This window comes from Pedobacter miscanthi (genome assembly GCF_032678605.1).
GTDB lineage: Bacteria > Bacteroidota > Bacteroidia > Sphingobacteriales > Sphingobacteriaceae > Pedobacter > Pedobacter miscanthi_A.
Genome location: NZ_JAVTSU010000004.1, coordinates 122,008 through 136,678, shown reverse-complemented (window position 1 = coordinate 136,678; position 14,671 = coordinate 122,008). Strand labels below are relative to the sequence as shown.

At 38.6% G+C, this 14,671-nt stretch carries 11 protein-coding genes; 2 read left to right on the top strand and 9 right to left on the bottom strand.

Annotated elements, in window-relative coordinates:
• Positions 1 to 53: 53 nt before the first annotated feature.
• The 9 genes from rpmI to R2R28_RS07705 all read right to left on the bottom strand — a co-directional run bounded on the left by rpmI (position 54) and on the right by R2R28_RS07705 (position 10,306).
• The gene (rpmI, locus tag R2R28_RS07745; RefSeq protein ID WP_010600880.1) at positions 54 to 254 is read right to left on the bottom strand and encodes a 50S ribosomal protein L35; all 201 of its coding nucleotides are present in this window, start codon (positions 252 to 254) and stop codon (positions 54 to 56) included.
• A 29-nt stretch (positions 255 to 283) separates the two neighbouring features.
• Positions 284 to 853 (bottom strand): translation initiation factor IF-3, encoded by a 570-nt coding sequence (gene infC / locus R2R28_RS07740; protein WP_025144713.1) that lies wholly within the window; start codon positions 851 to 853, stop codon positions 284 to 286.
• Between the two features lie 17 nt (positions 854 to 870).
• A complete protein-coding gene (gene thrS, locus R2R28_RS07735; protein WP_316825114.1) occupies positions 871 to 2,796 on the bottom strand; it encodes a threonine--tRNA ligase in 1,926 nt (641 codons plus the stop codon).
• Positions 2,797 to 2,911: 115 nt separating this feature from the next.
• Entirely contained in the window at positions 2,912 to 3,406 is a 495-nt protein-coding gene (locus R2R28_RS07730) for a hypothetical protein (RefSeq protein ID WP_316825113.1), read from the bottom strand.
• A gap of 98 nt (positions 3,407 to 3,504) precedes the next feature.
• Positions 3,505 to 4,596 carry an acyltransferase gene (locus R2R28_RS07725; protein WP_316825112.1) on the bottom strand — a complete coding sequence of 364 codons (1,092 nt, stop codon included), beginning with the start codon at positions 4,594 to 4,596 and terminating at the stop codon, positions 3,505 to 3,507.
• A 218-nt stretch (positions 4,597 to 4,814) separates the two neighbouring features.
• On the bottom strand, positions 4,815 to 5,711 hold the full coding sequence (locus R2R28_RS07720; RefSeq protein ID WP_316825111.1) for a hypothetical protein: 897 nt from the start codon (positions 5,709 to 5,711) through the stop codon (positions 4,815 to 4,817).
• Between the two features lie 480 nt (positions 5,712 to 6,191).
• A complete protein-coding gene (locus R2R28_RS07715; protein WP_316825313.1) occupies positions 6,192 to 6,929 on the bottom strand; it encodes a (Fe-S)-binding protein in 738 nt (245 codons plus the stop codon).
• Between the two features lie 22 nt (positions 6,930 to 6,951).
• On the bottom strand, positions 6,952 to 8,259 hold the full coding sequence (locus tag R2R28_RS07710) for an MFS transporter (RefSeq protein ID WP_316825110.1): 1,308 nt from the start codon (positions 8,257 to 8,259) through the stop codon (positions 6,952 to 6,954).
• 154 nt (positions 8,260 to 8,413) lie between these two features.
• Positions 8,414 to 10,306, bottom strand: coding sequence for an ATP-dependent DNA helicase RecQ (locus tag R2R28_RS07705; protein ID WP_316825109.1), 1,893 nt, complete (start codon positions 10,304 to 10,306; stop codon positions 8,414 to 8,416).
• A gap of 115 nt (positions 10,307 to 10,421) precedes the next feature.
• Here R2R28_RS07705 and R2R28_RS07700 point away from each other — a divergent pair, with 115 nt between their 5' ends.
• Together R2R28_RS07700 and R2R28_RS07695 are read left to right on the top strand one after the other, a co-directional pair.
• A complete protein-coding gene (locus R2R28_RS07700) occupies positions 10,422 to 11,390 on the top strand; it encodes a YhcG family protein (RefSeq protein ID WP_316825108.1) in 969 nt (322 codons plus the stop codon).
• Between the two features lie 14 nt (positions 11,391 to 11,404).
• Positions 11,405 to 14,632, top strand: coding sequence for an amidohydrolase family protein (locus R2R28_RS07695; protein ID WP_316825107.1), 3,228 nt, complete (start codon positions 11,405 to 11,407; stop codon positions 14,630 to 14,632).
• The last annotated feature ends 39 nt before the right edge of the window (positions 14,633 to 14,671 follow it).

Here is a 14,671-nt window from a genome sequence, read left to right as displayed (position 1 = left end):
GCGGCGTCCAACTTAAGGAACTTTAATGCCTGATACCTGGTGAAATTAATAAATTACTTTCCGATGCAAAGCATACGTTTAACGTTACCTGAATCTGCATCTGTTACAATTCCTGCATTTCCAAGAGCACGTTTACGTTTAGTACTCATCTTTGTTAAGATGTGACTTTTGTATGCTTTGTTTCTTTTGATTTTACCTGTTCCAGTAAGCGAAAAACGCTTTTTAGCACTGGAATTGGTTTTCATTTTTGGCATAACCTGTTTTTTAATTTATAAACCTATTTTTATTTTTTTGCTACTTTAGGCGCAACTGTTAGGAACATACGTTTACCTTCTAACTTAGGTAATAACTCTACTTTTCCTACATCTTCCAAAGCCTGGGCAAATTTCAATAATAAAATTTCTCCCTGTTCTTTGTACACAATTGCCCTTCCTTTAAAATGCACATAAGCCCTAACTTTCTCACCGCTCTCTAAAAAGCTTATGGCGTGCTTTAGTTTAAACTGGAAATCGTGATCGTTGGTATTAGGACCAAAACGAATCTCCTTAATTACAGTTTGTTTAGCATTAGATTTAATCTCTTTTTGCTTTTTCTTTTGTTCGTAAACAAATTTACTGTAATCAATAATCCTACAAACCGGTGGTACGGCATTTGGCGAAATTTCTACCAAATCCAATTCCAGTTCATCAGCAAGCGCCAAAGCTTTCGCCAAAGGATAAATCCCCGGCTCAACATTATCGCCAGCTAAACGCACTTCGGGCGATTTTATATACTGATTAATGTTATGCTCTGCTTCTTTTTTCTTAAAAGGTGGACGTGGTCCCCTGTTAAATCCTGGTCTTCCTAATGCCAAATTTGTACTATTTTAATTTAAACTGTTATTTCTTTTCTTAATAAATTGTTGAACTCTTCCAAGGTCATTTCACCCAAATCTCCCTCACCGTGTTTACGAACAGAAACTTTTCCTTCTGCCATTTCCTTATCACCGATAATGAGCATATATGGGATCTTTTTAACTTCCGAATCGCGTATTTTACGACCGATTTTCTCATCCCGGAAGTCAATCAGCCCGCGAATATCGGAATTATTTAGCTCATCTAAAACTTTTTTTGCATATTCTTCATATTTTTCTGAAATAGGAAGGATAATAAATTGTTCCGGACTTAACCATAATGGGAAGTTTCCGGCACAATGCTCGATCAACACGGCGATAAATCTTTCCAATGAACCAAATGGCGCACGGTGAATCATTACCGGTCTGTGTTTCTGGTTATCACTACCAGTATACTCCAGTTCGAAACGCTCTGGCAAATTATAATCCACCTGAATGGTACCCAACTGCCATTTTCTACCTAAAGCATCTTTAACCATAAAATCGAGCTTAGGACCATAGAAAGCGGCTTCGCCATATTCTACAACGGTATTTAGGCCTTTTTCTGCAGCAGCTTCGATAATTGCATTTTCAGATAACCTCCAGTTCTCGTCAGAACCAATGTATTTCGCTTTGTTCTCCGGATCCCTTAAAGAAACCTGGGCTGTATAGTTATCAAAACCTAAGGATTTAAATACATAAAGTACCAAATCAATTACTTTTTTAAACTCTTCTTTAACTTGTTCGGGCATACAGAACAAGTGTGCATCATCCTGAGTAAAACCACGTACACGTGTTAAACCATGCAATTCACCACTTTGTTCATAACGGTAAACAGTACCAAACTCAGCAAAACGAACCGGAAGATCTTTGTAAGAACGTGGTTTTGTTTTGTAAATTTCGCAGTGGTGCGGGCAGTTCATCGGTTTTAGGAAGAACTCCTCTCCTTCCTGCGGGGTTTTAATCGGCTGGAACGAATCTTTACCGTATTTCTCCCAGTGACCAGAAGTTACATACAAATTTTTATGACCGATATGTGGTGTTACTACTTGCTCGTAACCTGCTTTAGCTTGTGCTTTAGTTAAAAAGTTAACCAAACGCTCGCGCAAAGCAGTTCCTTTAGGCAACCACAATGGCAAACCCATCCCTACTTTTTCCGAGAAAGCAAATAATTCCAGCTCTTTTCCTAATTTACGGTGATCGCGTTTTTTAGCTTCTTCGATCATCAAAAGATATTCGGTAAGCTCACTCGCCTTAGGAAAAGTTACCCCATAAATACGGGTTAACTGTTTTTTGGTTTCATCGCCACGCCAGTAAGCGCCAGCCACATTCATCAGTTTAACGGCTTTTACAAAACCAGTATTCGGAATATGTGGACCACGGCACAAATCGGTAAATGATCCCTGTTTATAGAAGGTAATTTTACCATCTTCCAGGCCATCAATTAAATCCAGTTTGTACTCATCGCCTTTTTCTGTAAAATATTTTACCGCATCAGCCTTGCTTACACTTTCGCGCACAAAAGTTTCCTTTTGTTTGGCCAGTTCGATCATTTTGGTTTCAATGGCTTTGAAATCGTCTGACGAGAATTCCTGATCACCAAAGTCTACATCGTAATAAAAACCAGTTTCGATTGCCGGGCCAATACCAAATTTAGTGCCCGGATAAAGCGCTTCTAAAGCCTCAGCCATTAAGTGGGCCGATGAATGCCAGAAAGTCGATTTTCCGGCGGTATCATTCCAGGTTAGCAATTTCACTGATGAATCAGATTCGATTGGCCTTGTTGAATCCCAAACTTCGCCATTAACCTCAGCGGCTAAAACGTTACGGGCTAAACCCTCAGAAATTGACAATGCAATTTGATGGGCAGAAGTGCCCTTTTCGTACTGACGGACAGAACCGTCAGGTAAAGTAATGTTAATCATCTACAACTATGATTTAAAGTTTAAATAAAAAAGTTTTAAAGATCACTTACAATGTGATTTTATTTTGTGCAAAGGTACGAATTTTATACCGTTATCGATAGATAAACTTAAAATTCTACTTTGGTTGCAAGCCCACTTCACTCAGGTATGTTTGCTGTATTGCTAATAAACGATCTGGATAACTATTCAATTTTTCATACTTTAATGTAAGCTGAGCATGTAGCTTTTTTTTTTCGCTGATGCTTTTTGCCTGAATCATTTCTGCTGCCGTTTTACCGTAATCGTTTATGGATTTTAGATATGAGATTACTCCGTCATTAAATTTTCCGGCTGCTTCGCCTGGTTTCAGTGCGGCAATATCAGCAAGATCCATTTTTGAATTATTGATCAGATTTTCTGCCTTATGTGAAAGGAAAATAGAATCAGGAAACCCTTTTACATATACCTTCGATGTGTCTCTGAAAACGCTGTCAGTTTCGTCAATCTGCTTCATCTGGCTCAAAAAAATTGAAGTTACTTTTTCGTTATTGGCATAATCGCTTGTTGAAGATTTGCAGCTGAATAGTAAACTTAATGGAAAAAAGAGCAAAGCGAATTTTAACGGTTTCATATGCTGTTATCTTTTTTATGTATGGAAAATTAGCACGCTTGGTTTGTGTCTGCACGAACCGCAGCCTTGGTTTGTGTCTCCACGAACCAATCATAACATTAAAGCAAAAATTTGGTTTTCAAATATTTTCGCAACGGAATATCTACAAACTTCATAATAAGATAAGCCAGAATAATTAAAATAAATACTGAAACAGGAATTACAACCCATAAGGTTGACATAGCAGGTTTAACCACAGCTACGTAAGTTAAGAATACCCAAACAAATGGATAATGCGTCATATACAAAGGATATGATATTTCGCCAGAGAGTTTACAGCTGTTTTTGGAAGCAGGATTTAATGTTGCACCAGCGCCTAAAGCAACCAAAAACGGAAAGTAAAACAATACAATTATCGGTTCTGTAATCCAGTTGTAACGATCAGCATAAGGAAATAGAAAAGCGAGGATCAAAAGTATGCTCACACCTAAAAAGCCCAATTTGTTTTTAATAATCCAGTTGAAGCGGTAAACCAGCATGCCGGCAGAGAAAGAATAGAGCACACGCGCTCCTCCATCCCAAAAATTTTGTCCGCCCCAGCCGCCACCCAAATTGCCATTTGGAACCTTTACACCTATATAAATAAGGCATGCTGCCCCAACTACTGCCAAAGCAACCAATACCTTTTTATTGAGTTTGTAAAGGATGAGGATGTAAAAAATATTGGCAATATACTCCCAAAATAGCGACCAGGCCGGTGCATTTAAGCAAAACAGATTGGTATAACGCTCTGGCATTACCGGATAAGGAATTAAAAAAGCCGATGCTAAATACAATAAAGCTGTTTTTCCAAAACCATAAATGGTATAAAAATCGCTGAAGGGATCGAATAAAAAGGTTAACAAGCCTAAAACAGAACCGATTAAAACCAATGGATGTAAACGGATTAACCTTAATTTAAAAAACTGCATTAAACCAATATGTGGTGCGCGGTTATCGTAAGCATAAGCAATCACAAATCCCGATAAACAGAAAAAGAAATCGACCGCAAGGAAACCATGCGACAGAAAATTCTTGTTATAATCGGTAATGGCGATTTCCATAAAATGGTAAATCACTACAATGATGGCCGCCACGCCTCTTAATCCATCTAAAATTTCGAAATGCTGTTTGGTTGCCAGTAGGTTAGTCTTATTTTCTGCTGTAATCACTTGGTTAGGTTATTTAATTTTGTTTCAATAATAACCATTCTCATTTTATATGACAAATTACAATGTGCAATGAAGGATAATATTCAAAAATGATACAAAAAAGCCCCGAAACTTAAAAGCTTCGGGGCTTAATAGAATTATTATGGTGGTATGTAAACTTCCGGAATTTGGGCCAATGCATTTAGCCATGCTAACTTCGGAAACCTGGCCCGGAAATATTAATTCATTCCAAATGCTCTTCCCTGACCACCGCCACCTGGTCTGTTTTGTCTAAAACGTTTCATCATGTTCTCCATTTTAGTTTTATACTCTTCAGCAGTAATCAGTTTCGCTTTTTTAGGGGCAGTTACATCTTTTGCACTTACATTTCTGTATTCGATGCTTTTTGCGATGGAGCTGTTTCCCCTACCCTCAATGGCCAATACTGCGCCTTCTGTCCACATGTTTGGATTTGGAGAAAAATCGAAGCCAAGGTCTTTAGTGTACCAGATTTTGGTTTCTTCCACAACATTTTTATCCATATCCAGGATTTTAATTGCCCTAGTAGATCTTACAATTGCCTGGTGACAGGTAAAGCCTAAAATCTGTTTGGTAGAATCGGTTTTAACCACCTCGATGGTTGGTGCAGGAGCAGGTTTTGCCCTGGTGGTATCATTAGGGTTTCCACCACCCATTCTCATCGAACCAATCGGACCAGAAGTAGATAAGGTTAATTTACTTGGCATATAATAAGTGGTATCGTTCAGGTCAAAAACCTCTGTAAGGCCTTTATCTGCGAAAGTATAGTAGTATTCGCGGTTACCACCGCCACCACCAAAACGCATCATCATACGGCCCATTCCGCCGCCGCCACCACCTGCACCGTTACTATCTTCCGTTTCTTCAACTGGCATGTAACTTGCGTTGGTTGCAGTAAATAATAACTCAAAATTGGTTTTACTTGATGAAGGCATTCTGGCTTTCATCTGGTCGGTTAACTGTATACCGCTGGCTGATGCCATTGCAGCCGGATCTATGGTATTTTCGAACTGTATTGCTCCAGAAGTCTTTTTTTGTGCATTTGCAAAGCCTGCAATTGACATCAATCCTAATAAAGCGATGAATATTTTTTTCATTTTGATGATTTTGTTTGTTGTTTAGATACGAAAGCCTTTAAAAGGTTTAACAAAGGTATTGTAGTTTGTAACGCAAAGCGTGTTAAAATGTGTTAAAAACAAAGGAAAGATCGGCCTAATCAGTTGTTTAAGGGCAGATGTAATTTATTTTTTACAATTGATATAGTTTTTGAAAAGCAATTGCAGTGGTTTTTCGGGTGCTACAGTCCCGCCCTTTGCTTAATCCCGATAGAACATATCTTTTAAATTAAAATTGATCTTTAAGTCGGGATAACGCTGTCGGTCTGGTTTATTTTACAAAAAGTGGTGCAAAAAATTTGCGAGGTTTGAAATAGAAAAACGCTTGCGCTCGTTTCCAAACGAGTGCATAAATAGCTATACGATTCTATCGTTTGTAAACGATAAATTATACAACGCTCGTTAGAAACGAGCATTAGCGCTAAAACATAAATATCCCGAATTAAACCTGCGAGGATTAAACTAGTATTCCGTACTTTCTAACCACCCATTGCAAAGCACATCGGCAATGTGCATGGTTTTTACAGGCAGGTTATTTTTATCGATATAACCCTGAAGGTGTAAAAGACATGAAAGATCGGTAGAAATAATATAATCAGCTTGTTGCGCAAGCGCGTGGTTAACTTTTTGTTCGGCCATAGCAGATGAAATGGCATCGAATTTAACGGCAAAAGTACCGCCGAAGCCGCAACACATATCGGTATCTTCCATTTCGATCATTTCTAAACCATGTACTTTTGATAACAGTTGGCGTGGTTCATCTTTAATTTTGCATTCGCGCAGGGCACTGCACGAATCGTGGTAAACGGCTTTGCCTTCCAGTTCGGCACCGAAATAATCTTTTTTGGCCACGTTTACCAAAAAATCAGAAAGCTCCCAGATATTCGATTGCAAACTGCGGCATTTATTATGTACAATGGTATTCGTGAACAAATCGTTATAACCACCCTTTACCATGCCTACGCACGATGCAGATGGCGCCACCACATAAGTATTTTCGGTAAAATCGTTCAGAAACTTTGTACCCACTTCTTTGGCTTCATCCCAGTAACCGGCGTTATATGCTGGTTGTCCACAACAGGTTTGTTTTGAGTTGTAGGTTACCGCACATCCCGATTTTTCTAATAATCTTAAGGTATTAAAAGCAGTTTCTGGGTATAACTGATCTACAAAACAGGGCACAAATAATTCTACTTTCATCATATTCTAAACGACTGCAAACTTACAACTTTAGCGATTCTTTACGCTCGATTTTTCTTAAAAGCACTAAAAAGACTAATCCAACAATAAAAAATGATGCCAAAGCGATAATTGAGAAGCGAATATTTCCGGTTAAATCTTCAATGTAAGCAAAACTGAATAAACCAATTACAATGGCTAGTTTTTCGGTTACATCGTAAAAACTGAAAAATGAAGTGGTATCTTTTGTATCAACGGGTAAATATTTAGAATAAGTAGAACGTGATAAAGATTGGATTCCACCCATAATTAAGCCTACAATTGCTGCCAATGAATAAAACTGATACTCGTTTGTAATGTAATAACCATAAATACAGCAGCCTATCCATACCAAAACAACCATAATCAGTACATTTACGTTACCTATTTTTTTAGCAAGGAACGACATCAGCATGGCCCCTGGAATAGCCACCAACTGGATAATCAATATTACGGCAATCAGTTTGGCGGTTCCTAATTTCAAGGTTTTTTCGGCAAAACCAGCAGCTGCAAGCATAATGGTTTGTACACCCATGGAGTAGAAAAAGAAAGAAAATAAAAATCCTTTCAGTCTATTGATCTTTTTCAACTGGCCCCATACTTTAGAAAGCTCGCTAAAGCCATCCTTAAAAATATTGGTTTTTACTTTACCTTCTTGCGGTGTTCCGTTTGGAAGCACTTTAAAAGGAATCTGCGAAAAGCCTATCCACCATACCCCCACCAGTAAAAAGGACAGTCTAGGTGGAAATGAAGCATCGGTAATGCCAAACCATTCTGGTTTTAGTACAAAAAGAAAACAAATTAATTGAAGTAAAACAGAGCCAATGTAACCATATGAAAAACCTTGGGCACTTACCCTGTCCTGGTGTTCTTCTGTTGCAATTTCTGGCAGGTAAGAATTACTGAATAATACCCCGCCAATATAACCCATTGCAGCCAGGGCGAATAAAATAATGCTCATTTCGAGGGTATCCAGCTTAAAGAAATATAAACCAATACAGGCAACACCGCCCATGTAGGTGAAAAATTTCATAAACGACTTTTTATTCCCCCTTCTATCGGCAATTGACGAAAGCATCGGCAAAGCAAAAGCCATGATCAGATACGCAAATGAGAGGGCATAATTGGAAAGCGAAGTATTTACAAAGGTTCTACCGAAAAAAATTACTTTATCACCATGCTCTTTGGTGGTGGTAATAATGGTGTAATAAGCCGGAAAAATGGTAGAGGTGATGACTAAGTTATAGGCCGAGTTAGCCCAATCGAAGAATGCCCATGACCGGATGGTTTTCTTATTGTTTTTTGTTATCATTGAGTTTTTTCGCTTCGCTGGTGATTGCGTTGATTAATATGATTCCACCGATTAAATAGTTCATTACAAAACTAATACTTTATTGGTAAATTGACTGGCATTTTTCTCACATCTCACATCTCACATCTCACATCTCACATCTCACATCTCACATCTAAATATAATATTTCTTCCCGTCTGTTTTAATCTTCCCAGCATCTAATAATTCCCTGATCGCATCAATTCTTTCAGTTTCAACGCCATTTTTAATATTGGTAACCAGATCATCGAGGCTCAGCGCTTGTTGTTGAAGCAAAGAAACGATCTCGAATTCAATTTCCTCCCCCATTTGACTTTGGTTTTCGGCTCTTTTTTCGGCTAAACAAACATCGCATACACCGCATTTTGTTGCATGGTGTTCATCAAAATAGTTAAGCAATTGAACACTTCTGCACAAATTAGACGAGGCGTAGCCCACTACAGCATTAATCTGTTTATGCAAAATTTCTTTTCTCAATCCAAGGTATTTTACATCCAGGTCGAAATGATCCATATCTATCCTGGGCCGAACGTATTGTAATTGCGGTTGATCAGTCTGTTGAATATAGGTAAGCAATTCTATACTTTGCAGTTTGTTAAGCAGTGCAATGATTTCTTTATAAGAAAGTCCGGTTTTTTTTGCCAGATCAGCTTCTTTTATTTTCACAAAACCATCAAAAGCACCTCCATGCGAACGTTGGATTGTTTTGATGATCCCATCATAAGCTTTGTTTTCGATCTGAAAACGGTAAATATCTTCGTGACTGGCGATAAACATCATTCGTGAGGGCAGAAAAACACTTTCAGATAGCGTTAAGTAGCCATCGTGCTCTAAAAATTTTAATGCAGAAATGGTTTTTAATACACTTATGTTAAATCTTTTGCAGAAATCGGCTATATCGAAATTAAATGTTAAACCTTCACCTGCGCCAAATGCCAATTGAAAGTAGTTACCCAAATAATGGTAGGTTTTTCTGATTTCATCCGGAGAAGGAAAACTATCTAAATATCTGGATTCTAAACCCATAATATCAGACTGATTGGCCAATAATACAGCATAACTCCGCTTCTCATCACGTCCGGCCCTTCCCGCTTCCTGATAATAAGCTTCTAAACTTTCGGGTAAATCTAAATGCACCACAAAGCGTACATCAGCCTTATCTATCCCCATCCCAAAGGCATTGGTAGCCACCATAACCCGGGTTTTATTGTTTTTCCACTCCTCCTGTTTTAAAAAACGCACATCGCGTTCCAATCCGGCATGGTAAAAATCGGCTTTGATACCGTTTCGGTTAATAAAATTGGCCACTTCTGCGGTTTCCCTGCGATTACGTACGTAAACCAGGCCTGTTCCTTTAACATTCTGGCAAATATCGATCAGCTTTTTGTATTTATCTTCGTTACCGAAAACCACATAACTTAAATTATCCCTGGCAAAACTTTTAACGAAAACCTGTGGATTTTTCATTTCCAGTTTTTCGATAATATCTTTTCTTACAAAATCAGTAGCAGTTGCGGTAAGTGCCAATACGGGAACATTAGGTAAGATTTCACGCAGTTTGGCAATCTGATGGTAAGGCGGCCGGAAATCGTACCCCCATTGCGAAATACAATGCGCTTCATCAACCGCAATCAGGTTTACATTCATGTACGAAATGCGCACACGGACTAAATCGGCTAATAAACGTTCGGGAGATAAGTAAAGGAATTTAATTTTACCGTAAATGCAGTTATCCAATAAAATATCGATTTCCCGTTTGCCCATCCCAGCATAAATGGCAATGGCCTCAATTCCTTTGGATTTCAGGTTTTCTACCTGATCTTTCATCAGGGCAATTAAAGGAGAAACGACAATACAAATTCCCTCTTTAACCAAAGCAGGCACCTGAAAACAGATGGATTTACCACCGCCTGTCGGCAACAAGGCTAAACTGTCATTTCCTTCTAAAACCGAGGTAATAATGTCTTGCTGTAGCGGCCTGAAAGCTTGGTGTCCCCAATATTTTTGTAAAATCTCTATTGCTGTCATAAATCGGCGGTATCAAAACTATACATTTAATCCAAAATCGCCACTTATTATTGTTAGAAATTGAAAAAATCATCTTTAGAAAAGATTATTAACTTTGCTAAATAAGAAGGATTAAATGTTAAAAACGCAGTTTGCAGATATTGTTGGCTTAATCAAGAATGCCCGGACGGTTGCTTTAAAAACTGTTAATTATACATTAATAAACTTATATTGGAATATTGGTGAGTACATACACAATAAAGTTAAAAATGCCGAATGGGGACAATCGGTTGTAAAACAACTGGCAGAATTTTTATCCAGAAACGAACATGATTTAAAAGGTTTTTCTGATAAGAATCTTTGGCGAATGAAACAGTTTTACGAAAGTTATAAAGATTACCCAAAACTCTCAACACTGCTGAGAGAAATTAGCTGGACACACAATCTGATCATTCTTTCTAGATTAAAATCAATTGAGGAAAAAGAATTTTATTTAAAACTTTGTCTAAAAGAAAAATACAGTAAGAGAGAGCTTGAAAGACATATATCTGCTAGTCATTACGAAAGATCTATAATGGGAAATACAAAACTCTCACCAGTGGTGAGAGTTTTACAAAACGAGATTGAAACCATATTTAAAGATACTTATGTATTTGAATTCCTTAATCTTTCCGAACCTCACAGCGAAAACGATCTACAGAAAAATTTAGTTTTAGAAATGAGAAATTTCATTCTTGAGCTCGGCAAAGACTTTTTGTTTATCAGTGAAGAATATAAAATACAGGTTGGTAATAGCGATTTCTATATTGATCTTCTTTTCTACCACCGTGGCTTACAATGTTTAGTTGCATTTGAATTAAAGGTAGGTAAATTTAAGCCTGAACATTTAGGTCAGTTAAATTTCTATTTGGAAGCCTTAGATAGAGATGTTAAAAAGTCAAATGAAAATCCAAGCATTGGTATTCTGCTTTGTAAGGATAAAGATAACGAAGTGGTAGAATATGCGTTGAGCCGGAGCCTCTCACCTACCCTGGTCGCAGAATACAAAACCCAGCTACCAGATAAAAAATTACTCCAAAGAAAAATACACGAATTATTCAAATAACCATCCAATATATAATGAAACACCTCTATTTTTTATCCGCTCTTTCACTATTATTTTTCAGTTCTTATGCCCAGGAAAAGAAATGGGACATTGAAAAATACCAGGGTACTACAAAAAATTTCACCCTAAACACCGATGAGGGCACCTGGATGAACCTGGATGTAAGTGCTGACGGGCAGGAAATTGTGTTTGATTTACTCGGAGATATTTATGTGATGCCAATCGCCGGAGGTGTTGCAAAATTAATTAGTGGTGGCATTGCCTGGGATGTACAGCCAAGGTTTAGTCCTAACGGAAAGTATATATCTTACACGAGTGATAAAAGTGGAGGCGATAACATCTGGATCATGAACCGTGATGGTTTGGGCAAAAAACAGGTTACGAAAGAAAGTTTCAGGTTATTGAACAATGCTACCTGGATGCCAAACAGCGAATATATAGTGGCCAGAAAACATTTTACTGCAAGCCGATCATTAGGTGCTGGTGAAATGTGGATGTACAGCATAAACGGTGGTGATGGCGTGCAGTTAACCAAACGTAAAAACGATCAGCAGGATGCCGGAGAGCCAAACGTTTCTCCGGATGGCAGATATGTTTATTTTAGTGAAGATGTAAGCCCCGGACCGAATTTCGAATATAGTAAAGATCCCAACGGAACGATTTATGCTATCCGTCAGCTGGATTTAACAACAGGTAAACTAAGCACCTTAATTAACGAACAGGGAGGCGCTTGCCGTCCACAGGTTTCGCCTGATGGAAATATGATTGCTTTCGTAAAACGTGTAAGGTTGAAATCTACTTTATATGTGCAGAATCTTAAAACGGGCGAAGAATGGCCTGTAAATGAAGATTTATCACACGATCAGCAGGAAACCTGGGCCATTTTTGGTGTTTACCCGAATTTTGCATGGACGCCCGACAGCAAAAGCCTAGTTTTTTATGCCCGGGGCAAAATCAGGAAGACCGAAATCGGTACCTTGATTAATAGTATCATCCCTTTTCAGGCCAACACCATACAGACTGTACAACAGGCTTTACATTTTGAACAACAGGTTTTCAGTAATGAATTTTCTGCAAAAATGCTGAGGCAGTTAACCACCTCGCCGGATGGGAAAACCATTGTTTTTAATGCAGCAGGTTTTTTATATAAACAAGAATTACCAGCAGGTACACCAGAAAGGTTAACCAATGGATTGGATTTTGAATTTGAACCAGCTTTTAGTCCTGATGGCAAATACTTGGTTTATACTACCTGGAGCGACGAATTACGCGGGGCAATAAAACGTACCGATCTAAAATCAGGAAAAACTATCACTTTAAGCGACGAAAAAGGTTTTTATTATTCGCCTCAATATTCGACCAAAGGTGATAAAATAGTTTTTAGAAAAGGAAGTGGAAATGACGTTTTAGGGTATAATTATGGCCGGGGGACAGGTATTTTTATGATGGCAGCTAACGGAGGTGCAAAAACCCTGGTTGCTGACAATGGCATTCGCCCACAATTTAACAATACTGATACCCGCATCTATTTTCAAAGTTATGCTGATGGCAAAAAAGCCTTAAAAAGCATCGATTTAAATGGTGCAAACGAAAGAACACATTTTACTTCGCAATATGCCAATCAGTTTGTGATTAGTCCTGATAATAAATGGGTGGCATTTAACGAGTTATTTAATGTTTACATCACGCCAATGATCAATATTGGAACCGCTCAGGATGCATCTGCAGGAAATAAAGCCATTCCGGTTACCAAAGTAACGACCGATGGTGGAACATACATTCAATGGAGTGCCGACAGTAAAAATTTACACTGGACATTAGGACCAAAATATTTTACCATTGATGTAAACAGTGCCTTCAATTTTGATGGCAACACGCCAAAAACCGAAGCTTCATCTGTCGATATCAATCTGGTATTAAAATCTGATGTACCCACCGGGATTGTAGCCTTAAAAGGCGCCAGGATTATTTCGATGAAAGGTGACGAAGTAATCGAAAATGGAACCATAATTACCGACGGCAATAAAATTACAGCAATCGGTAAATCAGATGCTGTAAATATTCCCGCCAATGCTAAAGTAATTGATGTAAACGGCAAAACCATTATGCCCGGCATTGTTGATGTTCATGCACATTTACGCACCAGCCCGGATGGAATTACGCCTCAAAACGACTGGAGTTATATGGCTAATTTAGCTTTTGGTGTAACTACTTCACACGATCCATCGAGCAATACAGAAATGGTTTTTAGTCAGAGCGAAATGCTTAAAGCTGGCAGAATGGTTGGGCCAAGGGTTTATTCTACAGGATCTATTTTATATGGTGCTGACGGAGATTTTAAAGTGGTGATTAACAGTCTGGATGATGCATTGGCTAATTTGCGCAGGTTAAAGGCCGTTGGTGCATTTTCTGTAAAATCATACAATCAACCACGAAGAGAGCAGCGCCAACAGATTTTAGAAGCTGCCAGGCAGTTAAAAATGGAAGTGGTGCCCGAAGGTGGCTCTACCTTTTTCACCAATATGAATATGGTTGCCGATGGCCATACCGGAATTGAGCACAGTATCCCTGTTTTACCGGTTTATAAAGATGTTACCACCCTTTGGAACAATACCGAAGTGGGCTATACCCCTACTTTAATTGTTGCCTACGGCGGCCAGTGGGGCGAAAATTACTGGTACGACAGAACCAACGTTTGGGAGAATGAAAAATTAATGACCTATACGCCCCGTTCGATTATTGATGCAAGGGCGAGACGCAGAACTACTTCCGAATACAGTGATTATAACCATATCGACATTGCTAAAGCCACTAAACAAATTGCCGATGGTGGTACAAAGGTTAACCTGGGCGCACATGGGCAGATACAAGGTTTGGGCGCACATTGGGAGCTTTGGATGCTCGTACAAGGTGGCTTTAGTCCGCTGCAAGCTATTAGGGCTGCCACTTTAAATGGCGCAGGCTACCTGGGCATGAATAAAGAAATAGGTTCATTAGAGGTGGGCAAACTAGCCGATATGGTGATTATGGATGCCAATCCTTTAGATGATATCCGTAATTCAGAAAAAATCAAATACGTGATGATCAATGGTCGACTTTACGATAGCGCAACTTTAAATGAGGTGGGCACAAGAGAAAAACTCCGTGGCAAATTATGGTTCGAAAATATCAGGGGGAATGGCTACATTATTCCAACTGGAGAATCGGAAACCTGGACTTTTACTGTTCCGCATTGTGATTAAAACTACCAGTTAAATTTCAGAAACATTTTTGCCATATAA